The sequence below is a fragment of the Ensifer sp. 22521 genome (assembly GCF_052044795.1).
In the GTDB taxonomy this organism is placed as follows: Bacteria; Pseudomonadota; Alphaproteobacteria; order Rhizobiales; family Rhizobiaceae; genus Ensifer.
In genome coordinates this window covers 405,257-428,749 of sequence record NZ_JBQENM010000002.1, presented here as the reverse complement: position 1 = coordinate 428,749, position 23,493 = coordinate 405,257, and the positions used below count along the sequence as shown (strand labels likewise).

The following is a 23,493-nucleotide window of genomic DNA, read 5'->3' as shown; positions in this document are numbered from 1 at the left end:
TCGCATGGCGCGGGCGCGTTACCGACCGCTGAGCGACGTCTCCGAACCAAAAAGATCAACGCCAGCCGTAACTTGCGACTGGCGCGCTTCGCATAGACTGGCCATACTTGCTCCGGGCTAAAAAGGGGTTATGGCATGCAGGATCGGCTGTTCATTGGCGGCAAATGGGAAAAACCGCGGCGCGGCGGCACGCTCGACGTGGTCGACCCGGCAACGGAAGAGGTCATCCACCGGGCGCCGGCCGCGACCTATGAAGACGTGGACAGGGCCGCAAAGGCCGCCCGCATCGCCTTCGACAGCGGTTCCTGGCCGAAACTGTCAGGCACTGAGCGTGCCGTCTATCTCCGGGCGATCGCGGCGAAGATCGAAGAGAAGCGCCACTCGCTGGCGCGGCTCGAAGTCGCCGACAACGGCAAGCCGCTGCCTGAGGCGCTCTGGGACATCGACGACGCCGCCGGTTGCTTCCGCTTCTATGCCGGCCTCGCCGAGGAACTGGACGCCGATCCGGAGGAGACGATCCCCGTCGGCGACAGCCGCTTCACCGCACGCGCCGTGCGCGAGCCGCTCGGCGTGGTCGGTGCCATCACCCCCTGGAACTATCCGCTGCTGATGGTCTCCTGGAAGGTAGCACCGGCGCTTGCCGCCGGCTGCACCATCGTGCTCAAACCCTCGGAACTGACGCCGCTGACGGCGCTTGAGCTTGGCGTCATTGCCGAGGAAGTCGGGCTGCCGCCCGGCGTGCTCAATATCCTCACCGGCACCGGCCAGGATGCCGGCCAGCCGCTCACCGAGCATCCGCTGATCGACAAGCTCGCCTTCACCGGCTCTGTCGTGACCGGCCGCAAGGTGATGATGGCCGGCGCTCAGGACATCAAGAATGTCAGCCTCGAACTCGGCGGCAAGTCGCCCTTCGTCGTCTTTGCCGACAGCGACATCGACAAGGCCGTCGAATGGATCATGTTCGGCATCTTCTGGAACCAGGGCCAGGTTTGTTCGGCAACCTCGCGGGTGCTGGTCGAGGAGGAGATTTACGAGACCGTCGTCAGCCGTCTTTGCGAAGAGGCCGCGAAGATCAAGATCGGCAATGGCTTGGAGGACGGCACGCTGCTCGGGCCGATCGTCTCGCGCGGCCAATATGACAAGGTTGTCGGCGCCATCGATCGCGCCCGGCAGGACGGGGCCACGGTCGCTGCAGGCGGTGGCCGCCCGGCCGGCCTCAACAGCGGTTACTTCCTCGAGCCGACCGTGCTGACCGACATGCGCGAAGACAGCTTCGTCTGGCGCGAGGAGATCTTCGGCCCAGTCGTCTGCGTCAAGCCGTTCCGCGAAGAGGCGGACGCGATCCGCATGGCCAATGACAGCCGCTTCGGTCTCGCGGCGGCTGTCATGTCGGCTGACCGCGAGCGTTGCGAACGCGTCGCCCGGGCTTTTCGCGCCGGTATCGTCTGGATCAACTGCTCGCAGCCCACCTTCCCCGAGGCTCCCTGGGGCGGCTACAAGCAATCGGGCATCGGCCGCGAGCTCGGCCGCTGGGGCCTTTCGAACTATCTCGAGACCAAGCAGATCACCAGCTTCGACACCGACGAACCCTGGGGCTGGTATATGAAGGGATAGGGGCGATCAGGGGCGCAGAAGTCCCGGCGTCAAATTCCTTTCATGCGGCTGTGAAATAAGCCGACTAACGATAGAATTTGCAAAGCTGTCGGTGGACACATCGTATCGGAGGGTCAGATGAACAGGTCGAACGACGAGATCGAGACGCAGGACTGGCTGGAAGCGGAACTGGCCGGCACGCTCGACGAAGACTACGAACTCGAGCTTTCAGAACCGGCGCTCTCTGAAGAGATCCGCAAGATCTATCGCAAGAGCCACCCGCCGACGATCCCGCGCATCGATTACTTCCGCGCGCTGCTGAAGCTGCAGTCGGAGCTGATCAAGCTGCAGGACTGGGTGGTCTACCACAAGGAAAAAGTGGTGGTGATCTTCGAGGGGCGTGACTCCGCCGGCAAGGGCGGCGTCATCAAGCGCATCACCCAGAGGCTCAATCCGCGTGTCGTGCGCGTCGTCGCGCTGCCGGCACCCTCCGACCGTGAAAAGACGCAATGGTATTTCCAGCGCTACGTGCCGCATTTGCCGGCCGGCGGCGAGATCGTGCTCTTCGACCGCTCCTGGTACAACCGCTCCGGCGTCGAGCGGGTCATGGGCTTTGCCGCCGAAGATCAGGTCGAGCAGTTCTTCAACGACGTCCCTGAATTCGAGCGCATGCTGGTGCGTTCGGGCATTCGGCTGGTCAAGTACTGGTTCTCGATCACCGATGAAGAACAGCAGATGCGCTTCCTTGTGCGCATCCATGATCCGCTGAAGCAGTGGAAGCTGTCGCCCATGGACCTGCAATCGCGGGTGCGCTGGGAGGGCTATACCAAGGCCAAGGAAGAGACCTTCGCCCGCACCAACATTCCGGAAGCGCCCTGGCATATCGTCGAAGGAAACGACAAGAAGCGTGCCCGGCTCAACTGCATCGATCATCTTCTGACGCAGTTCCCCTACGAGGAGGTGCCGCACGAGGAAATCTCGCTGCCGGAACGCGTCTTCAACCCGGATTACGAGCGCAAGGTGCTGCCGCCGGAACTCTACGTGCCGTCGAAGTACTGACGGCGGGGCTACTGCATGTCTCCTTAAATCGACCTCGATTTAAGGACGAAGACATGCAGCAAATCAAAGTGCTACAGCGACCTTCGCGCGTCTGATAAGACGCGCGGCGCTGTAGGACCTTCCCCCGTTCCCAGTTGAAAGCGAGGCGGCACCCGCCCGCCTCGCTTGCAATATCCTCTCGAAAATCAGAGATTGCCGTGAAACGACAGTTTCATGGAATCGACATGAGCCCCAAAGAACGCTCCTTCCTCACGCGCGTCCGCCAGGTGCTGCCGGAGCTGCATCCGGCCGAGCGGCGGCTGGGGGATTTCCTTTGCGATTTTCCCGGCGAGGTCGCGAGCTACTCGGCCCAGGAGCTGGCGGCGCTGGCGCATGTGTCGAAGGCGACCGTCTCCCGCTTCATCCAGCGCTTGGGCTACGACAACTACGAGGAGGCGCGCCGTCATGCTCGCGCCGACAAGCAGACGGGCTCGCGGCTGTTCCTTGCGACTGCCACCGACAGCGGCGGCGAACAGTCGCTCTCCTCACATGTGGCGCAAGGCGTGGCCAACATCGAGGCGACCTTTCTCGCCATCTCCGAGACCCAGGTGACGGCGGCGGCAACCGCCATTCTCGGCGCCCGCAAGGTCTGGGTCATCGGCTTCCGCGCCAGCCATTCCTTCGCCACCTATCTGCAATGGCAGATGACCCAGGTGGTCGAACACATCGCCGCCATCCCCGGCGGCGGCCAGACGCTCGGCGAACATCTGGTCAGCATCGGCCGCGACGATGTCGTGATCCTCTTCGGGCTGCGCCGGCGCGTCTCCCTCATGGAGCCGATTCTCGGACAGCTGGAAAGATCCGGCGCGCGGCTGCTCTACATCACCGACGAGGGCGTGCCCTTCCTCAACCAGGCGGAATGGCATTTCCGCTGCCAGACACTGGCGCCAGGCCCCCTCTTCAACCACGTCTCGGTCATGGCGCTCTGCCATCTCTTGACGACACGATGCATCGAAATCGCCGGCACTGCCGGTCGAAATCGGCTGCGTGGCATCGAAGCCATCAACGATGCGCTCGAGGAATTGTGAGCGTAGATTGGGCAGCGGCCTGAAACGCCAGATTATTTTTTGCACATAAGAAATCTCAGTTTCGTTCGCTTGCGACACGACAGCCAGCCTCCAAGCCGCTGACTGCAAAAGAGAAACTGTGGTTTCTCTTGAGATGGCACGAAACCTGCATTCCACGAATTTTATGCAGCGAAGGGCTCCGTCCTTTCGCAGTGCATCACAGAATCTTCTATGAAACCTCAGTTTCATGATGTAGATTTCATGAAACTGAGTTTTCACATTTTCACGTTGTTAAGCCATAAAGGGGAACGAACCATGGCAGCGGAAAATATGGTGCCGTCCGGCAGGTCATCGCCGGTCATCAGACAGTTGGAATCAGCCTTCACCAAAATCGGCGTCACCGGCGCCCACAAACAGATCCTCGCCCTCGTGCTCATTGGCTGCCTGTTCGACAGCTTCGAACAGAACACCATCGGCGTCGCCGGTCCGATCCTGAAAGAACATTGGGGTCTCACCGGCACCGACATCGGCTTCCTCAACACCATCACCTTCGGCAGCGCCGCCATCGGCCGCCTGCTCTCCGGTATCCTTGGCGACCGCTACGGCCGCCGCGTGATGCTGACCATCAACCTCCTGCTTTTCACCATCGGTTCGGCCGCCTGCGCCATGGCGCCGAACTTCGCCACCCTCTGCTTTGCCCGCGCCATCGTCGGCTTCGGGGTCGGCGGCGAGATCTCCACGGCGGTCACGATGCTGTCGGAATTCTGCTCGCCAAAATTCCGCGGCACGGCAGCCGGCCTCGTCAATGTCGGTGCTGGCGGTTTCGGCAACTTCCTGGCACCTGCCTTCGGCCTGATGATCTTCACCCTCTTCCCGGGTGAAAACAGCTGGCGCTGGCTTTTCGCCTCGCTTGCTCTGCCGGCCCTGCTTGTCGTCTTCTATCGCCGTTTCGTGCCGGAAACACCGCGTTTCCTGGCATCACAGGGCAAGATCGACGAGGCCAATAAGGTGCTTTCGATCCTCGCCTCCGGGTCGCTGCGCCCGCGCAACCTCAAGGTCCAGGAATATCTGACCAAGGACCACCTCAAGGACCAAGAACCGGCCAAGAGCGACTGGAAGGAACTCTTCCGCGCGCCCTTCATCGGCCGCACCGTCCCGGTCGCCATCGCCATCCTGATGAGCTACGGCGCCCAGCTCTCGGTGCTCACCTTGATGCCGATCATCTTCGTGTCCATGGGCTACACGCTCCAGGGAAGCCTGCTCTACAGCATGATCATCCAGAGCGGCAGTGTGCTCGGTGCTATCGCCGCCTCGATGTTCGGCTATTACTTCCCGCGCAAGAGGGTGCTGACCCTGGGTGCCGTCTTCGCCTGCCTTGCGGCGGTCTCGATCGCCTATCTCGGCACCAACATCTATCTGGTGCTGATGTTCGGCGCGATCTTCCAGTTCTTCGTGCTCTTGCTCAACACCTCGATCTGGATCTATGCGCCCGAACTCTTCCCGACCCGCATCCGCGCCTTCGGCGTGGCGCTGATCCTGGCAACCGGCTCGGCCGCGGGCTCCTTCATCCCAACCATCGCCGGCGCGCTCTTCGACGTCTACGGCATGGTCGGGGTCTTCGGTCTCGCCGCCGGCATGTATGCGGTCTTCGCCTTCTGCATCCAGCTCGGGCCCGAGACCTATGGCATGTCGATGGAAGACCTGACCCAGCCTGCCGATGCCGACCTCGCAAAGGCTGACACTTCTGAAATCAAAGTCGGCGCGGAACTGAGAACGTGAGTGCACATATCCTTCTGATTAACCCGAACAGCTCGCTTGCCACCAGCGACATGATGGTCTCCATCGCACGCCGGGCTGCATCAGGACGCATGGCCGTGGCAGTCGCCACGGCCATGCGGAACCCGCCGATGATCGTGACGCCCGAGCAGTTGGATGCGGCCGCTGCCGAGGTCGTCGAGATCGGCGAAAGGCATGAGGCTGGATGCCTCGGTATTGTCGTCAGTGCCTTCGGCGATCCCGGCCTTGCCGCCCTCAAACGCCGCCTCGCGATCCCCGTGATCGGCATCTGCGAGGCCTCGATGATCGAGGCCTCGCAGGGCGGCCGCAAGTTCGGCGTCGCCACCACGACGCCGGAATTGATCCAGGCGATCGACGACCGCGCCCGCGATCTCGGCGTGTGGGACCAGTATACCGGCATTCGCTGCACGCCCGGCGACCCGCTCGCGCTCTCCGCCAACCCCGAGCGCCTGCTGGAAGCCCTCGGCGACGCTGTCCGTCAGTGTATTGACTTGGATGGCGCCGAGGCCGTCATCATCGGTGGCGGCCCGCTCGGCCAGGCGGCCGAACAGCTCCAGCCGCTGTTCCCGACGCCGATCATCGCGCCCATTCCGAGCGCGATCGACCGCATGCTCGACCTGATGCAGGTCGCCGCCTGACAGGCATTCATCATCGCAGCCACCCAAAAGGAGTATGGATCAGGCAACGGTAACGCCTGTTTCCACCGGTCGCCCTGTGGTATTTTCGCTCTTTCCAATTGGGCAAGACCGAAGCTGGGGCGGAGGTTGCGCGATGAAATCTATCCTGGCAGCATTCGTCGCGGTGGCGTCCTTTGCTGCGGTGGCGATGGCCGGCCCTTTGCATGACGCGGCACGGGACGGCGACACGGAACGAGTCAAGCAGTTGCTCGATCAGGGAACCGACATAACCGAGCCCGATGCGGCCGGCGAGCCGGCGCTGCTGATTGCCGCTCTCAAAGGGCGCACCGAAGTTGTCGCGCTTCTCATCGAGCGCGGCGGCGACATCGAGATCCGCAACAAAGGCGGCCTGACCGCACTGCACGCCGCCGCCTATGGCGGCAGTCTCGAAACCGTCAAGCTGCTCGTCGCCAAGGGTGCCGCCGTCAACGACGTCGCCAACTTCTACAAGATGTCGCCGCTGCATGCGGCAGCCGAAGAGGGCCACGCCGAGATCGTGGCTTTCCTGCTGACCAACAAGGCCGACATCGAGGCCAAGGAACGCAACGGCTACACCCCGCTGACGCAAGCGGGGTGGCGCTCCCACTGGCCGGCCGCCGAACTGTTGCTGAAGGCTGGAGCCACCTGCCAGAAGGCCGACCTCGTCGGCGACTGGCTCTACGGCGAATGCACCAAACGACAATAACAAGCACATCCGGAAACGGAGGACATAGCATGTCTCGATATCCGATAGCGGGCGCAATCACGGCGACGGCAGTGCTGTTCGCATTCGCCAGCCCGGGGTTAGCGGAAGAACCTGTCAACACCGGCTACTTCGGCGACGTGGCGATCAAGGGTTATGATCCGGTCGCCTACTTTACAGAGAACAAGGCGGTCGAAGGATCGCCCGAATTCAGCTATCGCTGGCTCGGCGCCACCTGGCAGTTCGCAAGCGCCGAGCACCGTGACCAGTTCATCAAGGAACCCACTCGCTATGCGCCGCAATATGGCGGCTACTGCGCCGACGGCGTCTCCTTCGGCACGGTGACGACCAACATCGACCCCAAGGCCTGGCGCATCATCGAGGACAAGCTGTACCTCAGCTACGATCCGGGCGCTGCTGACGGCCTTGTGAAGAACCCGAACAAGGTGGTCGATTCGCGCAAGCACTGGTCCGAGGTCGAGCAGACGCTGCTCACCGAGAAGGCGTCGATCAACTGGACGAAGCCCTCGCCCTGAGTGGCTTATCGCTCGGACGATGATCGCGATCACCGCTCGATCGAGAAGAACTTCAGAGCCTGCGGCGTGACGTTGATGTAGTCCGCCGTGCGCTCGCCCTTTGCCGTGTTGCGGTAGACGTAGCCACAAACCATGCGGTCGAGGAAATATCCGTCATACTTCTCGCAGAGCTGGTTGCCCTTCACCTCGATGCGGCCGGTGATGTTCGTATTGCTGGTGCGGTAGGCGGTGTTTCCGTCCTTGTCGAAGAACTGCGCGAAGCTCGTGCCGTTCTTGTGCACGCCAACCCAGGTCTTGTCATCGGTCAGTTGCTTGAGTTCCGCCGGGCCAAGCCGGTCGCTGGCAGCACCAACAAAGCCGAAGGGCCATTCCGGAATGCCAGCGACACGCAGGCCGAAAAGGTGACGATAGAGGTCCTCTTCGCGCCAGTAGTCATAGAGATAGCTATAATAGGTCAGGTTGGTGTCCGGAAAGAGTTTTAGCAGTTCCGCGGCTACTGCCGCTGCGCTCGGCTGATCGCCGCGCTGGGCATAGGCCGAGGCGAGATACTCCTTCACGGCTTCCGCCTTCGGCAGCGTCTCGCGCGCCGCTTCGATCAATGGGATCGCCTTTTCGAGGCGGCGCGCCGTGTAGTAGACGATGCCCGCCAGAAGCTGCAGGCTCGATGAGGGCGACGGATCGAGCCTGAGTGCCCGTTCGATATCGTCTAAGGCCTGCTCGTGCTCCCCGGTCTGGGCAAGGATCAGCGCCAGATTGGCGAGCGCCTCGGCATCGTTGGGCTGCATCGAGACAGCCCTAAGCGCCGATTCCTTTGCCTCCGAAGCGCGTCCATCGACGAGCTGCAGCAGCGCCAGCACCGTGTGGGCGCGCGCATTGTTGGCGTCGAGTTTCAACGCCTGCCCGGCCGCATCATAGGCGATCTTGCGTGCCACGGCCGCCGACCAGAGATAGTTGTAGTCGTTGCGCCAGACGTCGACCGCGATGCGGGCTATGCCGGCATGAGCATCGGCGAAATTCGGATCGAGATCGATCGCCCGCTGATAAAAGGTGAGTGTCTGACGATTTGTCTCGACATCGCGCCAGATAAGGCCTTGCTGCTCGGCGCGCATGTAGTTGTCATAGGCCTCGAGATTATCGGTGGGGATCCGTGCCAACCGGTCGCGCTCGCCCTCGCTGAGCTTGACCTCAAGCGCGGCAATGATCTTGCCGATGACGTCATCCTGAACGGCAAAGAGATCGGCATATTGGCGGTCATAGCGCTCCGCCCAGAGCGACAACCCGCTCACCGCGTCGAAGAGCTTGACGTTGATGCGCAGCCGCTGGTCGGCCCGCTGCAGCGTGCCCTCCAGCACATAATGCACGCCGAGTTCGGCCGCCACGTCCTGGATCTTGGTGGCGCTCCCTTTGAGCGCAAATACCGAGTGCCGGGCGATGACGAAGAGGCCGGAAACCTTGGACAACTCGGTGATGAGATCGTCGGTGAGTCCCTCGGCCAAGTGGTCGTGGTCGCTGTCGCCGCTGACATTGATGAAGGGCAGCACCGCGACGGAAGGCTGGTCCGGCAGGGGATAGGCGAAACGCTGCGCCGGGCCGTCCTGCCCGATCCATGTCCACGGCTGCCACCAGGCGAGCGCGGCTGAAATTGCGATCGCCGCAAGTCCGACCACCAGCCCCTTTAACCAGGCAGTATTTCGCCGGTTTTTCTCAACAAGCGTCCTGCCCGCGGCTTCCGGGTCCAGGAGCACACGGTAGACCCGGATCGGATCGCCGAGCCCCTTGACCGGCTGCTGCCCGAGCGACACGAAACCGGCCTTCAGCTTCGAGTTGACCTGGTCATAGGCCGTGCCGGATATCGCAATGCCGCCAGGCTCGGCCAATCCCTGCACCCGGTCGGCGATATTGACGCCATCACCATGGATGTCGTCGCCCTCGACGATGATATCGCCGAGATTGATGCCGATGCGGAAATCCAGCCGCTCGCCATCTGGCCCCTTGTCGACCTCTGCCGCCTTGCGCCTCTGGATTTCGATTGCGCACTGCGTCGCATCGACGACGCTGCGGAACTCGACGAGCAGCCCGTCGCCCATCGTCTTCACCAGACGCCCGTGATGCTCGATAAAAAGCGGCACCAGGATGTTGGAAAGGTCCGACTGGAATCGCAGGCGCGTCCCTTCCTCGTCCAGCCGGCTCAGGCGGCTGTAACCGACGACATCCGCGATCAGGACGGCAGCGAGACGGCGCTCCATCGACGAGCTCTCAACGTACGATGTACTCCAACGCAGATGTTACCGCAGCTTGGCAGGCGGCGCCATCGGCGCGGTCCGGCGATGGCGCCCCGCGTGCGTCGTAACCGTTACGTACTTGCGGTTCCCCGTCGAACTGGCACGATTTTGGGCGACCATCGGATGGAGTTTGCCACGCTAGGTGACGAAGCGAGCGCCGCCGATGCAGCGCGGCAACTGACTGAGAAGGATCCGAGCATGATGTTTTGTCGTTCGCTCTTCATGGCCGGCGCACTGGTGATGGCCGTCGCCACACAATCAACCGCCGCCGACCCCGACACGGTCGGCGTTGACAACTTCGTTCGTGCCGAAAGCGACATGTACCTCGCCTCCATGGTCAAGGACGGTGCCTTCGGCAAATTCCTGCACCGGCGCGAGCCCGCCTCGATCGACAATCAGACCGTCATTCGCCTCAACCGCGATACGCTCTATTCGTCGGCCGTGTTCGATCTCGATGCCGGGCCGGTTACCATCACCATGCCGGACGCGGGAAAACGCTTCATGTCGTTGCAGGTGATCAACGAGGATCACTACGTGCCTGAGGTCGTCTACGGCGCCGGCGAAACGACGCTGACGAAGGAAAAGGTCGGCACGCGCTACGTCGTCGTCGGCGTCCGCACGCTCGTCGATCCGGCCGACCCGAAGGATATCGCCGAGGTTCACACCCTGCAGGACGCGATCAAGGCCAGCCAGCAGAAGGAAGGCAAGTTCGAGGTTCCCGCGTGGGATCCGGCCAGCCAGAAGAAGGTGCGCGAGGCGCTGCTCGCCCTCGGCGCCACCATGCCGGACTTCAAGAAGGCGTTCGGCACCAGGGAAGAGGTCGATCCCATCCGCCACCTGATCGGCACCGCGACCGGCTGGGGCGGCAATCCCGACAAGGATGCGACCTATCTCAACATCACGCCCACTAAGAATGACGGCAAGACGATCTACAAGCTTGACGTCAAGGACGTGCCGGTCGATGCCTTCTGGTCGGTCAGCGTCTACGATGCACAAGGCTTCTACGAGAAGAACCGGTATGATGCCTATACCATCAACAACATCACCGCCAAGAAGGGCGACGATGGCAGCGTCTCGATCCAGTTCGGCGGCTGCGACGGCAAGATCCCCAACTGCCTGCCTGTGGTCGACGGCTGGAACTATACCGTGCGGCTCTACCGGCCCCGGAAGGAGATTCTCGACGGCTCCTGGCACTTTCCCGAGCCGCAACCGATGAACTAAGCTTCCCGCGTCGTGAATCAGGCACGGGAGACTGAGCGCATGGAGTTCCGGGACGATGATCTTGTCGCGTTTGCCGAGCATGGCGCAGCGCCTCTGCCCGTCGCAACCGTCGAGGGCCACGTCGAGCACAATGGCGCGCGCATCTGGTACGCAGCCTATGGCAGGGGCACTCCGGTGATCCTGCTGCATGGCGGCCTCGGCCATAGCGGCAACTGGGGCTACCAGGTCCCGACGCTGCTTGAGGCCGGGCACCGCGTCATCCTGATCGACAGCCGTGGCCACGGCCGCAGCACCCGCGACACCAGGCCCTACACCTATGAGCTGATGGCGTCGGACGTGCTCGCCGTTATGGACAGGCTCGAGCTTCAAAAAGCAGCCTTTGCCGGCTGGAGCGACGGCGCCTGCATTGCGCTCGTCCTCGCCTCGATGGAACCGGAGCGTGCCGCCGGCGTCTTCTTCTTCGCCTGCAACATGGACCCGAGCGGAACCATGGAAATCGAGCCGAGCCCGGCGCTCGACCGCTGCTTCGGCCGCCATTCGAGCGACTACAGACAGCTGTCGGCAACGCCGGATGATTTCGGCGCCTTCGTCGATGCCGTCAGCGAGATGCAGAAGACTGAGCCGAACTACACCGCCGAAGAACTCGGCCGGATCCGCGTACCGGTCGCGATCGTCCAGAGCGAAAACGACGAGTTCATCAAGCGCGAGCACGCCGACTATCTGGCGCGCAGCATTCCCGGCGCCGAGTTCATCCTGCTCCCCGGCGTCAGCCACTTCGCACCGCTGCAGCGGCCGGACCGCTTCAACGTCGCGCTCATCGGCTTTCTGGCAAGCCTTCCCGACTGACCGCACTCCCCGGGCGCGACGGCCTCCGTGCGAATGGACGGGCCAAGACCGGACCGTCTGGCTGCCATTCGAACGAGATTACTCGGCCGCCTCGGTCTCCGGCATCGGCACGTAGTTGAGGATCGGCGACAGCCAGCGCTCGACCTCGCGCACCGGCATGCGCTTGCGTGTCGCGTAATCCTCGATCTGGTCGCGCTCCACCTTGGCGACACCGAAGTAATATGCCTCGGGGTGGCCGATATAGAGGCCGGACACTGACGAACCCGGCCACATCGCATAGCTCTCGGTCAGGCTGACGCCGATCGCTGCCTCCGCATCGAGCAGCCGGAAGAGCGTCGCCTTTTCCGTATGGTCGGGCTGCGCCGGATAGCCCGGCGCCGGACGGATGCCGGCATAGGGCTCGCCGATCAGATCCTGCGGCGTGAAGACCTCGTCGGCCGCATAGCCCCAGAGCTCCTTGCGCACATATTCATGCATGCGCTCGGCAAAGGCCTCGGCAAAACGGTCGGCCAGCGCCTTGACCAGGATCGAGGAATAGTCGTCATTGGCGCGTTCGAAACGCTCGGCAATCGCCACTTCCTCGATACCGGCGGTGACGACAAAGCCACCGACATAGTCGTTGGAGCTGCTGTTGGCCGGAGCGACGAAGTCGGAAAGGGCCACATTCGGGCGGCCGTCGCGCTTCGTCAGCTGCTGGCGCAGCGTGAAGAAGGTCGCAAGCTCAGACGCCCGATCTTCGCCGGTGAAGAGCCGGATGTCGTCGCCGACGGTGCCGGCCGGCCAGAAGCCGACCACGGCCTTCGGCGCGAACCACTTCTCCTCGATGATCTGCGCAAGCATCGCCTGGGCGTCGTCGAACAGTTGCCGGGCGGCCGCACCTTGCGCCTCGTCCTCCAGGATCCTCGGATAAACGCCCTTCAGTTCCCAGGTCTGGAAGAACGGCGTCCAGTCGATGTAGCGGGCGAGTTCCGCCAGATCCCAGCTCTCGAAGACCCGCGTGCCGAGGAAGGACGGCGCCTTCGCCTGATAGGCAGACCAGTCGACCTTGTGCTGGTTGGCGCGCGCCTGCGACAAAGGCAGCCGTCGCTTTTCCGCTTCGTTGCGGGCATGCGCCTCTGCAACCTTGCGGTATTCCGCCCGGACGGTCTCCATATAGTTGCCCCGCGCCTCCGGCGACAGGAGGCTTGAAACCACGCCGACGGCGCGGCTGGCATCGGTGACATAGACAGTCTGGCCACGATCGTAGCGCGGATTGATCTTGACCGCCGTATGGACGCGGCTGGTCGTCGCGCCGCCGATCAAAAGCGGAATGTCGAAGCCTTCGCGCTCGAGTTCGGAGGCGACATGCACCATTTCGTCGAGCGACGGGGTGATGAGCCCCGAAAGGCCGATGATATCGACCTTCCGCTCGCGCGCCACGTCGAGGATCTTCGCCGAAGGCACCATGACGCCAAGATCGATGATCTCGTAATTGTTGCAGGCGAGCACGACGCCGACGATGTTCTTGCCGATGTCGTGCACGTCGCCCTTGACCGTCGCCATCAGGATCTTGCCGGCGCTTTCGCGCGCTTCGCCGCCATTGGCAAGCTTCTCCGCCTCCATGTGCGGCAAGAGCACGGCAACCGCCTGCTTCATCACGCGTGCGGATTTCACCACCTGCGGCAGGAACATCTTGCCGGAACCGAAGAGGTCGCCGACGACGTTCATGCCGGCCATCAGCGGGCCTTCAATGACGTACAGCGGCCGCGCGGCGGTTAGCCGGGCCTCTTCGGTGTCGATCTCGATATACTCCGTGATGCCGTTGACCAGAGCATGTTCCAGTCGCTTTTCGACCGACCATTCACGCCAGGAGAGATCCTTCTCGCGCGCCTGTGAACCACCCTGACCACGATAGCGCTCGGCGATTTCAAGCATGCGCTCGGTCGAATCGGCGCGGCGGTTGAGCACCACGTCCTCGCAGGCCTCGCGCAGCTCTGCATCGATTGCATCGTAAACGGCAAGCTGGCCGGCATTGACGATGCCCATGTCCATGCCCGCCTGAATGGCGTGATAGAGGAAGACGGCATGCATCGCCTCCCGCACCGGCTCGTTGCCGCGGAAGGAGAAGGAGAGGTTGGAGACACCGCCGGAGATATGCACATGCGGCAAGGTCTTGATGATCTCGCGCGTCGCCTCGATGAAGTCGACACCGTAATTGTTGTGCTCCTCGATGCCGGTCGCCACCGCGAAGATGTTCGGGTCGAAGATGATATCCTCGGGCGGGAAGCCGGCCTCTTCCGTCAAGAGCTTGTAGGCGCGGCTGCAGATCTCGACCTTGCGCGCCTTGGTATCGGCCTGACCGACCTCGTCGAAGGCCATGATAACGACCGCTGCACCATAAGCGCGGCAGAGTTTCGCGTGATGCAGGAAAGCCTCTTCGCCTTCCTTCATGGAAATGGAATTGACCAGCGGCTTGCCCTGAACGCATTTCAGGCCCGCCTCGATCACTTCCCATTTCGACGAGTCGATCATCACGGGCACGCGGGCGATATCCGGCTCGGAGGCGACGAGGTTCAGGAACTCGATCATCGCCTGCTTCGAATCGATCAGGCCCTCGTCCATGTTGATATCGATGATCTGCGCGCCGTTTGCCACCTGGTCCCGCGCGACATCGAGCGCTGCCGAATAGTCGCCGGCGGTGATCAGCTTGCGGAATTTGGCCGAGCCGGTGACGTTGGTACGCTCGCCGACATTGACGAAGGGAATGTCCGCGGTCAGCGTGAACGGTTCCAGGCCGGAGAGCCGCATCAGCGGTTCGACCTTGGGGATCTCGCGCGGCGGATGCTTGGCAACCGCTCTCGCAATCGCGCTGATATGAGCCGGCGTCGAGCCGCAGCAGCCGCCGACGACGTTGAGGAGGCCATCGCGCGCGAAGGCTTCCACTTGGGCGGCCATCTGCTCGGGTGTTTCGTCATACTGGCCGAACTCGTTCGGCAGACCGGCATTCGGATAGGCGCAGACAAGGGTATCGGCAACGCCCGAGAGCTCGTCGATATGGGCGCGCATGGCATTGGCGCCGAGCGCGCAATTGAGCCCGATGGTGAACGGATCGGCATGGCGAACGGAATGCCAGAAGGCGGTCGGCGTCTGGCCGGAAAGCGTGCGGCCCGAAAGGTCGGTGATCGTGCCTGAGATCATCACAGGCAGCTCGATGCCCTTTTCGGCGAAGACTTCCTTGGTGGCGAAGATCGCGGCCTTGGCGTTCAGCGTATCGAAGATCGTCTCGATCAGGATGATATCGGCGCCGCCGTCGATCAGCCCGCGGATCTGTTCGGCATAGGCGATCCTGAGGTCGTCGAAGGTGACGGCGCGGTAACCGGGATTGTTGACTTCGGGCGAGATCGACGCCGTGCGGTTGGTCGGTCCGAGCGCGCCGGCGACAAAGCGCCGGCGGCCGTCCTCGGCCTCGGCACGCTTGGCGGCGCGGCGCGCCAGCCGGGCGCCGTCGCGGTTGAGCTCATAGACCATGTCCTCCATGCCATAGTCGGCCTGGGCGATGCGGGTCGAGGAGAAGGTGTTGGTCTCGAGGATGTCGGCGCCGGCGATCGCATAGGCGTAGTGAATGTCCTCGATCGCCTTCGGCTGCGTCAGCGTCAGAAGATCGTTGTTGCCCTGCTGATGACACGCGCAGCCGCCGAACCGGTCACCACGGAAATGCTGCTCGATAAAGCCGAGCTGCTGGATTTCCGTGCCCATCGCGCCATCCATGATCAGGATGCGTTCACTCGCCGCCCGACGCAGCGCCTCTTTGATCTCGGAGCCGTCCGGCTTGGAGGAAACGTCACCGAAAAGGGCGCCGATGGCGGACATGGGAAATCTCCCGTTCTGAAAACGACAAACAATAATCGAGTCAATCACATAAAGATATCTTTATGTCAACATATGGCGCGATCACATTTGGCCATCTGGACAAAGAAAATGGCCCGCCGCGATTGCGACGGGCCATTATGAAAGGACCTGCTCCGGACGGCAAATCAAAGCCGTGCCAGGCAATCCTCGGTTTCGTATATGGCGCAGAGGATGTGATAGAAGCTGCTGGCCGGTGCAGGCTCGTCAACGAAGCTGCCATCGGCCTTCTGCTTGTCGCGCCAGAGACCCGCGACCGGGGTCTCCAGGAAAGTCTGAAGCGCTGCCGCCGCCCGCGCAGCCGAAGCGAGATAACGCTCCCGCTCGGCGCCGCCGGTCAGCGCCGCGAAACGAACCGCGGCCTTCAGCCACTCGGTCTGCGGCCAGAGCCGCGCGATCGGGTCGGCCACCGAGAGATCGTCGAGAAGTGTCATGATCGCAACGTTGCGGTTCGCGCAGATGCCGTGCGCCTCGCCGATATCGAAGAGCCGCCGCGCTTTCACGATCGCCTCGGCGCTGCCGCGGCGTTCCGCCCAGCGCAACAGCAGCCAGGCCCATTCGAAGAGATGACCGGGCTCTACGATGCGGCCCTTGTCGCCGGCAATCGGCGCCCAGTCGTGATCGAAGAACTCACGCAGGACGCCGGTCTCAGCGTCGATGAAATGATCCATCGCCAGATCCGCAATCTCGTCAGCGAGATTGGCCCAGGCGACCTGATCGAAGCCCTCGACCGCCTCGCTGGCGAGGCACGCCTCGAAGAGATGCATGTGCGGGTTGGAGCAAAGCGGCAGGCGCGGAGGGTTGTCTTCCTCGAAGCCGGCGACCGGATGCTTGACATGCGCCTCGATCCGAGACCGAAGGTCGTTGCTGCGTTCGATCATCTCCGCCTTTCGAGCCGGCACGACCTCGGCAAGGTAAGCGAAGGCGAGCAGCGCGAAAGCCTGGTTGTAGAGATCGAAGGACGGATCGAGAAGATTACCGTCGGCATCGGCGAGCGCGCCGTAGAAACCGCTCGGCTGCTTGAAGACGCGATCGAAATAGGCAAGTCCGCCTTCGGCAGCACCGCGCCAGTCGCCGCTCCATCCGCGTCGGCCCGCCTCCGAGAAGCAATAGACCTGCCGCGGCTGCACCCGCGAACGCCGGTTGGCGCGCGTCGGTTCACCTGCCATGTCGATCGTCTCAACGAAGCCACCTGAGGGATCGACACCCTTGTCACGCCAGAGCGGCAGGGCTTTGTCGGCCAGCCATTGCGACAAAATCTGGGACTGAGAGAAAATATCGCCTGCCAACACTTAACCCTCAAGCTTCAGCGCGTCGTGATCCTTGCTGAGCAAGGACGAAAGCGCTTCAACGACCATGTTGTGGTCCTCGCGCTGCGGCAAGCCGGAAACCGTGACTGCGCCGATGCAGCCGGTGCCTTTGACGACGATCGGGAAGCTGCCGCCATGCGCGGCGTAATCAGCATCGGCAAGCCCGAGCTTTGCCTGCAGATTGGTCTGTGCCTTGGCGAGCTCGCGGCCCGTGGCATAGCTGCTCTTGAACAGCCGGAAGACGGTGTTGCGCTTGCGGCGCACCCAGTTCGGATTGTCGGGCGTCGCCCCTTCGAGCGCGGCGTAGAACACCTGCATCGAAAACAGCGTGATATCGATGACCACACCGAGCTTGCGCTCGACCGCCATCTTGCGCAGCAGCGCGCCGAGCTCCCAGGCCGTTTCGAGATCGAAGCGCTCGAACTGCAATTCCTGTTCCTGCCGCGCGATGCGGCCCAAGTCCTTGTCGATATTCATGGGTTCAGTCCTTCCAGAGCCAGGCCGCACCGCGCACACCGGAACTGTCGCCATGCAGGGCCTTGCGGATGGGGGTTTCGAACGTGTCGCCGAAGAGATAGTTGACCACCCGCGGCGGCACGTCGTCATAGATCTCGTCGACATTCGACATGCCACCGCCGAGCACGAAAACGTCGGGATCGACGATATTGGTGAGCAGCGCCAGGCTGCGCGCCAGCCGGTCGACGAAGCGCTCGTAGACGCCCGTTGCCACCGGGTCGCCCGCCCGCTTCGCCTCGATGATGTCGCGCCCGCGCTTTTCGACACCTGTCGTCAGGCGATAGTCGAGCTCGACGCCGGTACCGCAGGCATACATGTCGAGGCAGCCGTGTTTGCCGCACCAGCACTTATGCCCGGGATACTCGTCCTTCGTCATCCAGGGCAGCGGATAGTGGCCGATCTCGGCGGCAACGCCCTGGTAGCCGGCATGCACCTTCTTGTCGATCGCAAGGCCGCCGCCATGGCCGGTGCCGACGATGACGCCGAAAACCACATGCGCGTCCTTGCCCGCACCGTCGACCGCTTCCGAAACCGCCAGGCAGTTGGCGTCGTTGGCGAGCCTGACCGCACGGCCGAGTGCCGCCTCCAGGTCACGTCCGAGCGGCTTGCCATTGATCAGCACCGCATTGGAGTTGCGCACGATGCCGGTGCGCGGGTTGGGGCTGCCGGGAATGCCGATGCCGATGGAGCCTTTTTCGCCCGCCGTCTGCTCCGCCGCGGCAACCAGGTCGAGAACGGCGCGAATGCAGTCGTCGTAACCGCTGGTCGGGGTCGCGACGCGATGCCGGGCGCGCGTTTCGCCATCGCGGCCAAGCGCGATGACTTCCATTTTTGTGCCGCCCCAATCTATTCCGATGAACATATGTGGATCAGGTCTCTGATGAAGGTCTCACGGGGAACGCCAGCCTCCTCAAGCCGACGCCCGCCTTGCTTAGCATTCGAAAGACCGGAAAGACCAGCCCCCGTTTCGTAATCGATTTCAACCCGTGGGGACCCCGGCGACGCGCCGCCCTTTCAGGATAGCCGAAGCTCGACACGGCCTGCATTTCCGCCGGTACTCATGCAAAAACACTTGGCTAAGACGCCTTGCTTTTGTATGGGTGCTATCCAAGTGGTCCCGTAGCTCAGCAGGATAGAGCATCAGATTCCTAATCTGGGGGTCGCGCGTTCGAATCGCGCCGGGATCACCATAAAAATCAAATAGATAGAATTCCAACCCTCCGACACATTCCCCGGGCCGTTCCCCACTCGCGTTTACGCAGCGCTCTATGCCCCCGGCCAAAATGTGAGATTCCAGCCAAACGCATTACACTGGTGCACTCATGGTTCAGTTGCTCGTGACCTATATGGAAATGCGTGGACAACGCGCGGGCGAAGCGCTTCCACCGCCGATCGAGCATGCAGCGGTCGCGCCCGAGCTGCCCGATGCCGCCACGTTCCTATCGCTCTACCGCGCCGTCGGCGAGCCGTTGCGCTGGGATCAGCGCCTGCGCATGAGCGCAGCCGAGCTCGACGGTTTTCTTCGCAGCGAATCGACTGGCCTCCACATCCTGCGGGTGGACGACCGAGCGGTCGGGCTCTGCGAATTCGACCGCGTCGGGACACCCGACATCGAGCTCACCCATTTCGGCTTGGTCCCCGAGGCGTACGGCAGGAAGCTCGGACCGTTCCTGCTCGACAGCGCGCTGCGCGCTGTCTGGAGCCGCGGCCCGAACCGCATCTGGCTTCACACCGACGAATGGGATCATCCCAAGGCGCAGGACACCTATCGCCGCGCCGGCTTCAGCGTTTTCGCGCAGAAGCGCGAAGAGGTCGACGGCTAGCGAAGCGGCTGCCATGCCGGGCCACGCCAGGCTCTCAACGCCTGCAGAAAGACCTGCAGTCGCGACGGCAGAAACCGCCGCGTCGGATAGACCGCGTGCACAAAGACATCAGGGGCCGACCATCCGGGAAGCACGCGCACGAGCCTGCCGTTCGCAAGCAGGCTGTCGCAGAAGATCGGCGGTAGCCGGCCGATGCCATGGCCTCGCTCGGTCATGGCGCTGGCCGATTGAATATCGTGGACCGAGACGGCTCCGGTCACGTGAAGCCTGATCGATTCGTCCCCGTTGACGAGATGCCATTCGGTTTCATTGTTCCGGGCGTTGACCAGCACACAGCGGTGGTCGCGCAGATCTTCCGGCGCGGAGGGCATGCCGTGTTCGTGCACGTATTCTGGAGCAGCCACGAGGAAGTGGGTGCTCCTGCCGATGCGCTGTGCGACGAGCGACGAATCGCGCAATTCGCCAAACCGGACCGCGACGTCGATGTTTTCGGCAACGAGGTCCATGAACATGTTTGTGACCAGCAGGTCGACCTTGATCTCGGGGTATTTCTTCAGGAAACCAGACAGGAAATCAAAGAACGGCGGCTGCCCGAGAGTCATGGGGACTGTGATGCGCAAAAGCCCCTCGGGTTTTCTTTGCGCTTCGCTCAGGACCCGTTCCGCGTCGTGAAGCTGCTTCAGCGGTTCGCTGCATTCCGCGTAGTAAGCGCGCCCCTGAAGCGTGAGGTTCAGTTTGCGCGTCGTCCGCTGCAACAGAGTGACGCCCAGTTGCTCCTCGAGGGCCGTGACCTTGCGGCTGACGGTGGAGACCGGCATGCCAAGCGCCCGCGCCGCCCGGCTGAAGCTCTCGAATTGGGCAACGGCCGCAAAGACCGCGATATCGTTCAAATCGACCATGCCCGCGACTTTTGCACTGATGGAAAAGTAATTCCAGATAATTTCATATAATCGTGCAATCGCACCTCGATCATATTGATCCCACGAACGCAATCCAACCGTGGAGAGATCAAATGACCAACAAGGTCGCCATCATCACCGGCGCGTCCCAGGGTATCGGCGCGGGCCTTACAAACGCCTTCCTCGCTCAGGGCTACAGTGTCGTCGCAACCTCGCGAAGCGTCAGCCAGTCCCGGGACATCGTCGAATCGGACCGGCTGGCCCGCGTCGACGGCGATATCGCCGATCCGGCCACGGCGAAACGCGTGGTCGAAACCGCGATCGATCGATTCGGCTCGATCGACGCACTCGTCAACAATGCCGGTATCTTCTTCACCAAGCCCTTCGTCGACTACACCGCCGAAGACTACCGCCAGCTGAGCGCGACGAACATCGAAGGCTTCCTCCACACGACCCAGCTGGTCGTCAAGCAGATGCTGGCGCAAAAGAGAGGCGGCAGCATCGTCAGCATCACGACGCCGCTGGCCGATCGCCCGATCGCGGGCATGAACGCCTCGGTCGCGATGCTGACCAAGGGCGGCATCAATGCGATCTCGAAGAATATCGCCATGGAATACGCAAGGGACGGTATCCGCGTCAACGTCGTTGCACCCGGCGTCGTCGACACCCCGCTCCACAAGGACAACCCGAAGGATTTCCTCAACACGCTCTCGCCGATGCACAGCATTTCCAGCGTCGATGAAATCGTGGATGCGGTCCTGTTCCTGACCAGGGCGCCCCGCGTCACCGGGGAGGTGCTGAACGTCGACGGCGGCGCGCATTTGGGCAAATGGTAAGCCGCGGGCAAGCACCCGCCGCTGGCGCAGAACAGCGGCTGAATGAACTCGGCATCGCGCTGCCTCCTCCACCGACACCGTTCGGCAACTATGTCGAAGGGGTCAGGATCGGCAAGCTGCTCTATCTGAGCGGAATGCTGCCGGTTATCGACCGCAAGCCGCAGGTCGTCGGCCGGCTTGGGGTCGAATTAACGGTCGATGAGGGACGGCGCGCCGCGGAAATCGCTACCCTGAGTGCATTGTCGGCAATCAAGGCGGCGCTCGGTTCGCTCGACAAGGTCGCTGCCGTCGCCAAGCTCGGCGTCTACATCGCAACATCAGGCGATTTCCGCGATCATCCTCAAGTCGCCGATGGCGCATCCGATCTGCTGGCCAAGGTCTTCGGTCGCGAGCTTCTCTCGGGCCGTATCGTCCTCGGCGTCGCCAGCCTTCCGCTGGGATTGTCGGTCGAAATCGAGCTTTTGGTCGAAGTGGCAGATTGAGACCATCGGTCGGCGGCGATCCACGCCGCCGACTTTCGGGAAGGAAGTCAGTTCGTCATTCGCCTGTCACGAACAGAAGCTATTTGAACAGTCACACCTTCTTGATGACCACGGATGAACTGGCGTCGATCGAAGGTGATGAGGAAGGTCGGGTTTGCCCCGGCCTTTTTTGTTTCGGTCATTGCCTACAGTGTCGTCGCAGCCTGCTCTGGCCGGTACCGTTCCCTTCCCAGCCCCATGACCGCTCTAACCACCAGGATTGAAACCACAGCGACCATTGCGCCGGCAATCACATCACTCAAATGATGTCCACCTTCCGGCAGCGTACCGATGATCATCACTGCGTTCAAAACAGCGATCGGGCCGGCGGCCCAGCGAACGCTGCGCAGGGAATACACGACCATGATTCCAAGGGCCGTGTGGTAGGAGGGGAAAGTCACAAGGCCTTGCGCGTTCCCAACGAACAGGTTGAAGTTGTCCCCCGACCTCAGCCTCAGCAGTTCGGAGTAGTGCCACATCCCGGCTTGTGCCGTAAACGCGTCGAAGGTTTCGGGCGGCGGATCGAAATAGGCATAGGCGCCCGCGGCCGGAAACATCGCCATCAACAGGCCGGTAAACACCGAGGAAACCGCAAGCAGCGCGACGAACTCCAAGGCTTTGTCCGCTCGCCGAGCCGCACTGTACAAGAGAAACAGCGCAATCACCTGAGGCGTCAGGCTGTGATAGGCGATTACCAATGCCCATGCGACCGGCGGAGACCCGTTCGTCGTCTCCAGAAACGAACGCCAATCGAAGCCTAGCGCCGCGTCGAGTGCGGCCAGTTTGCCATCGACCAGGGGAACCTGGGTTGCCGAGGCCAAATACATGAAGATGGCACTGACGAAGCCGAGTGGTAGAAAGATCGTGGAAACCGCGACCAGTACAATCAGGCGGTCCGCAGCCCATCGCATCGCACCGGCCGCCCACGATCTTTCATCGCGCAGGCGGTAGAGAACAAGCCTGCCGATCAGATAGGCAGCCAAAGCGGCCGACGCCGCCTTCGCAAGGTGACCAAAGTTTCGAGGATCAAGGCTGATCACTGAAAATGGCAGCCACACAACATCGATCGCCGCGAACAAGACAGTCACGGCAACGATGATCGAAACCAAACGACGATTAGCCCCCATATCGCATAGAACCATTCTTTGCCAGTACCGGCAATACTTGGTTCAACTCGAGCAAGGGCCGCGTCACTGCTTTCCCGAATAGGGATCAACCACCTGCAGGCTTAGGCAAAATCGACCCGGAATCACAGCGTTCGCAGCACTTCAATCATCGGGCCGGCACACACGCAGCCGATGGCCATCCGGGTCGAGCGCGACGAAGGTGCGACCGAAGACGGCCGTTTTCAGCTCCTGCTCGATCGTAAGCCCCCGCTCCCGCCAAGCGGCATAGAGCCGCTCGACCTCGGCATCGTCCTTCACCATGAAGGCGATTTCCGAGCGATGGCCCGTGCCGGAGGATACGAAATCCTTCGCCGCCGTGGACCAGAGACTGAAGGTCAGGCCGTTTTTCAGTTCGAAGGCGACATAGCTTGGAAAGGCGGCGGCGGGCTCGCCATCGAGCAGGTCGGTGTAGAAGCGTGCGCTCGCCAGCGGGTCTTCGACATAAAGCAGGATGAGGTTCGGTGACAGCATGGTCGGGTCTCCCGTTTCGATGACGCGACCCTAGACATAACGACTGTCAGCTTCCGTCAGCATCGACCGACCGCGCAGAAAAACCGCAGGCACATCGGAGCCGGCGGCTTTCACATTGGTTGGGAACGAGGTGCGTCAGAAGACGGCCAGGTATTTCAACAGAGAGATGATGCCGATGATGATGACGATGATCTGGACGATCTGTTTGGCGCGCGCGTCGAGCGGCAGCCGCTGGACGAGATAAAGCACCAACACGATGACAAGGAACGTAATCAGGATTCCGATAAGTAGCCCCATGGATCAACTCCCTTTTCACAACGACAGCGC

21 protein-coding genes and 1 tRNA gene are annotated in these 23,493 nt (G+C 62.4%); 13 read left to right on the top strand and 9 right to left on the bottom strand.

What is annotated here, in order from left to right:
• The first annotated feature begins 135 nt into the window (after positions 1–135).
• From ACTJKE_RS04130 to ACTJKE_RS04100, 7 genes are all read left to right on the top strand, one after another.
• Positions 136–1,614 (top strand): aldehyde dehydrogenase family protein, encoded by a 1,479-nt coding sequence (locus tag ACTJKE_RS04130; RefSeq protein WP_057255076.1) that lies wholly within the window; start codon positions 136–138, stop codon positions 1,612–1,614.
• Positions 1,615–1,731: 117 nt separating this feature from the next.
• Entirely contained in the window at positions 1,732–2,652 is a 921-nt protein-coding gene (gene ppk2 / locus ACTJKE_RS04125; protein WP_440691214.1) for a polyphosphate kinase 2, read from the top strand.
• A gap of 224 nt (positions 2,653–2,876) precedes the next feature.
• Entirely contained in the window at positions 2,877–3,719 is an 843-nt protein-coding gene (locus tag ACTJKE_RS04120; RefSeq protein WP_112997395.1) for a MurR/RpiR family transcriptional regulator, read from the top strand.
• 294 nt (positions 3,720–4,013) lie between these two features.
• Positions 4,014–5,477, top strand: coding sequence for an MFS transporter (locus ACTJKE_RS04115; protein WP_058325623.1), 1,464 nt, complete (start codon positions 4,014–4,016; stop codon positions 5,475–5,477).
• A complete protein-coding gene (locus ACTJKE_RS04110; protein WP_112997078.1) occupies positions 5,474–6,133 on the top strand; it encodes an aspartate/glutamate racemase family protein in 660 nt (219 codons plus the stop codon). The genes ACTJKE_RS04115 and ACTJKE_RS04110 overlap by 4 nt, the downstream gene beginning before the upstream one ends.
• Positions 6,134–6,266: 133 nt before the next feature.
• Positions 6,267–6,857, top strand: coding sequence for an ankyrin repeat domain-containing protein (locus ACTJKE_RS04105; RefSeq protein ID WP_112997077.1), 591 nt, complete (start codon positions 6,267–6,269; stop codon positions 6,855–6,857).
• Positions 6,858–6,886: 29 nt separating this feature from the next.
• Complete coding sequence (locus ACTJKE_RS04100; RefSeq protein WP_255571361.1) at positions 6,887–7,390, top strand: YHS domain-containing (seleno)protein; 504 nt, start codon at positions 6,887–6,889, stop codon at positions 7,388–7,390.
• A 29-nt stretch (positions 7,391–7,419) separates the two neighbouring features.
• On the opposite strand, the gene ACTJKE_RS04095 is transcribed toward ACTJKE_RS04100, so the two are convergent.
• Positions 7,420–9,636, bottom strand: coding sequence for an adenylate/guanylate cyclase domain-containing protein (locus ACTJKE_RS04095; RefSeq protein ID WP_113133422.1), 2,217 nt, complete (start codon positions 9,634–9,636; stop codon positions 7,420–7,422).
• A gap of 234 nt (positions 9,637–9,870) precedes the next feature.
• Between ACTJKE_RS04095 and ACTJKE_RS04090 the strand changes: the two genes are divergently transcribed.
• Together ACTJKE_RS04090 and ACTJKE_RS04085 are read left to right on the top strand one after the other, a co-directional pair.
• Positions 9,871–10,893: a DUF1254 domain-containing protein gene (locus ACTJKE_RS04090; RefSeq protein WP_440691210.1), complete on the top strand. Its 1,023-nt coding sequence runs from the start codon at positions 9,871–9,873 to the stop codon at positions 10,891–10,893.
• 39 nt (positions 10,894–10,932) lie between these two features.
• Positions 10,933–11,739: an alpha/beta fold hydrolase gene (locus ACTJKE_RS04085; RefSeq protein ID WP_112997076.1), complete on the top strand. Its 807-nt coding sequence runs from the start codon at positions 10,933–10,935 to the stop codon at positions 11,737–11,739.
• A 78-nt stretch (positions 11,740–11,817) separates the two neighbouring features.
• Here ACTJKE_RS04085 and metH read toward each other — a convergent pair whose 3' ends face one another.
• From metH to ACTJKE_RS04065, 4 genes are all read right to left on the bottom strand, one after another.
• The gene (metH, locus tag ACTJKE_RS04080; protein ID WP_440691208.1) at positions 11,818–15,588 is read right to left on the bottom strand and encodes a methionine synthase; all 3,771 of its coding nucleotides are present in this window, start codon (positions 15,586–15,588) and stop codon (positions 11,818–11,820) included.
• Between the two features lie 164 nt (positions 15,589–15,752).
• Entirely contained in the window at positions 15,753–16,913 is a 1,161-nt protein-coding gene (locus ACTJKE_RS04075; protein ID WP_110878826.1) for an AGE family epimerase/isomerase, read from the bottom strand.
• Between the two features lie 3 nt (positions 16,914–16,916).
• Positions 16,917–17,411, bottom strand: a complete 495-nt coding sequence (locus tag ACTJKE_RS04070) for a heme-degrading domain-containing protein (RefSeq protein ID WP_112997075.1) — start codon at positions 17,409–17,411, stop codon at positions 16,917–16,919.
• Positions 17,412–17,415: 4 nt separating this feature from the next.
• The gene (locus tag ACTJKE_RS04065) at positions 17,416–18,312 is read right to left on the bottom strand and encodes an ROK family protein (RefSeq protein ID WP_112997074.1); all 897 of its coding nucleotides are present in this window, start codon (positions 18,310–18,312) and stop codon (positions 17,416–17,418) included.
• A gap of 251 nt (positions 18,313–18,563) precedes the next feature.
• On the opposite strand from ACTJKE_RS04065, the gene ACTJKE_RS04060 reads away from it, so the two are divergent.
• Positions 18,564–18,640: transfer RNA gene (locus ACTJKE_RS04060), tRNA-Arg, on the top strand.
• 132 nt (positions 18,641–18,772) lie between these two features.
• The gene (locus ACTJKE_RS04055; RefSeq protein ID WP_112997073.1) at positions 18,773–19,273 is read left to right on the top strand and encodes a GNAT family N-acetyltransferase; all 501 of its coding nucleotides are present in this window, start codon (positions 18,773–18,775) and stop codon (positions 19,271–19,273) included.
• On the opposite strand, the gene ACTJKE_RS04050 is transcribed toward ACTJKE_RS04055, so the two are convergent.
• On the bottom strand, positions 19,270–20,172 hold the full coding sequence (locus ACTJKE_RS04050; protein WP_112997072.1) for a LysR family transcriptional regulator: 903 nt from the start codon (positions 20,170–20,172) through the stop codon (positions 19,270–19,272). The genes ACTJKE_RS04055 and ACTJKE_RS04050 overlap by 4 nt on opposite strands.
• A gap of 113 nt (positions 20,173–20,285) precedes the next feature.
• On the opposite strand from ACTJKE_RS04050, the gene ACTJKE_RS04045 reads away from it, so the two are divergent.
• Together ACTJKE_RS04045 and ACTJKE_RS04040 are read left to right on the top strand one after the other, a co-directional pair.
• The gene (locus tag ACTJKE_RS04045; RefSeq protein ID WP_112997071.1) at positions 20,286–21,008 is read left to right on the top strand and encodes an SDR family NAD(P)-dependent oxidoreductase; all 723 of its coding nucleotides are present in this window, start codon (positions 20,286–20,288) and stop codon (positions 21,006–21,008) included.
• A complete protein-coding gene (locus ACTJKE_RS04040; protein WP_112997070.1) occupies positions 21,002–21,490 on the top strand; it encodes a RidA family protein in 489 nt (162 codons plus the stop codon). The genes ACTJKE_RS04045 and ACTJKE_RS04040 overlap by 7 nt, the downstream gene beginning before the upstream one ends.
• A gap of 185 nt (positions 21,491–21,675) precedes the next feature.
• Here the strand turns inward: ACTJKE_RS04040 and ACTJKE_RS04035 are convergent, their stop codons facing one another.
• The 3 genes from ACTJKE_RS04035 to ACTJKE_RS04025 all read right to left on the bottom strand — a co-directional run bounded on the left by ACTJKE_RS04035 (position 21,676) and on the right by ACTJKE_RS04025 (position 23,463).
• On the bottom strand, positions 21,676–22,638 hold the full coding sequence (locus ACTJKE_RS04035; protein WP_162752618.1) for a phosphatase PAP2 family protein: 963 nt from the start codon (positions 22,636–22,638) through the stop codon (positions 21,676–21,678).
• A 159-nt stretch (positions 22,639–22,797) separates the two neighbouring features.
• The gene (locus tag ACTJKE_RS04030) at positions 22,798–23,166 is read right to left on the bottom strand and encodes a VOC family protein (protein WP_440691203.1); all 369 of its coding nucleotides are present in this window, start codon (positions 23,164–23,166) and stop codon (positions 22,798–22,800) included.
• Between the two features lie 135 nt (positions 23,167–23,301).
• The gene (locus tag ACTJKE_RS04025) at positions 23,302–23,463 is read right to left on the bottom strand and encodes a Thivi_2564 family membrane protein (RefSeq protein ID WP_089044368.1); all 162 of its coding nucleotides are present in this window, start codon (positions 23,461–23,463) and stop codon (positions 23,302–23,304) included.
• Positions 23,464–23,493: the final 30 nt, after the last annotated feature.

Coding starts and splice junctions, on each gene's coding strand:
- ACTJKE_RS04130 (WP_057255076.1), top strand. CDS start 136: ATGCAGGATCGGCTGTTCATTGGCGGCAAATGGGAAAAACCGCGGCGC.
- ppk2 (WP_440691214.1), top strand. CDS start 1,732: ATGAACAGGTCGAACGACGAGATCGAGACGCAGGACTGGCTGGAAGCG.
- ACTJKE_RS04120 (WP_112997395.1), top strand. CDS start 2,877: ATGAGCCCCAAAGAACGCTCCTTCCTCACGCGCGTCCGCCAGGTGCTG.
- ACTJKE_RS04115 (WP_058325623.1), top strand. CDS start 4,014: ATGGCAGCGGAAAATATGGTGCCGTCCGGCAGGTCATCGCCGGTCATC.
- ACTJKE_RS04105 (WP_112997077.1), top strand. CDS start 6,267: ATGAAATCTATCCTGGCAGCATTCGTCGCGGTGGCGTCCTTTGCTGCG.
- ACTJKE_RS04100 (WP_255571361.1), top strand. CDS start 6,887: ATGTCTCGATATCCGATAGCGGGCGCAATCACGGCGACGGCAGTGCTG.
- ACTJKE_RS04095 (WP_113133422.1), bottom strand. CDS start 9,636: ATGGAGCGCCGTCTCGCTGCCGTCCTGATCGCGGATGTCGTCGGTTAC.
- ACTJKE_RS04090 (WP_440691210.1), top strand. CDS start 9,871: ATGATGTTTTGTCGTTCGCTCTTCATGGCCGGCGCACTGGTGATGGCC.
- ACTJKE_RS04085 (WP_112997076.1), top strand. CDS start 10,933: ATGGAGTTCCGGGACGATGATCTTGTCGCGTTTGCCGAGCATGGCGCA.
- metH (WP_440691208.1), bottom strand. CDS start 15,588: ATGTCCGCCATCGGCGCCCTTTTCGGTGACGTTTCCTCCAAGCCGGAC.
- ACTJKE_RS04070 (WP_112997075.1), bottom strand. CDS start 17,411: ATGAATATCGACAAGGACTTGGGCCGCATCGCGCGGCAGGAACAGGAA.
- ACTJKE_RS04065 (WP_112997074.1), bottom strand. CDS start 18,312: ATGTTCATCGGAATAGATTGGGGCGGCACAAAAATGGAAGTCATCGCG.
- ACTJKE_RS04055 (WP_112997073.1), top strand. CDS start 18,773: ATGGTTCAGTTGCTCGTGACCTATATGGAAATGCGTGGACAACGCGCG.
- ACTJKE_RS04050 (WP_112997072.1), bottom strand. CDS start 20,172: ATGGTCGATTTGAACGATATCGCGGTCTTTGCGGCCGTTGCCCAATTC.
- ACTJKE_RS04045 (WP_112997071.1), top strand. CDS start 20,286: ATGACCAACAAGGTCGCCATCATCACCGGCGCGTCCCAGGGTATCGGC.
- ACTJKE_RS04040 (WP_112997070.1), top strand. CDS start 21,002: ATGGTAAGCCGCGGGCAAGCACCCGCCGCTGGCGCAGAACAGCGGCTG.
- ACTJKE_RS04030 (WP_440691203.1), bottom strand. CDS start 23,166: ATGCTGTCACCGAACCTCATCCTGCTTTATGTCGAAGACCCGCTGGCG.
- ACTJKE_RS04025 (WP_089044368.1), bottom strand. CDS start 23,463: ATGGGGCTACTTATCGGAATCCTGATTACGTTCCTTGTCATCGTGTTG.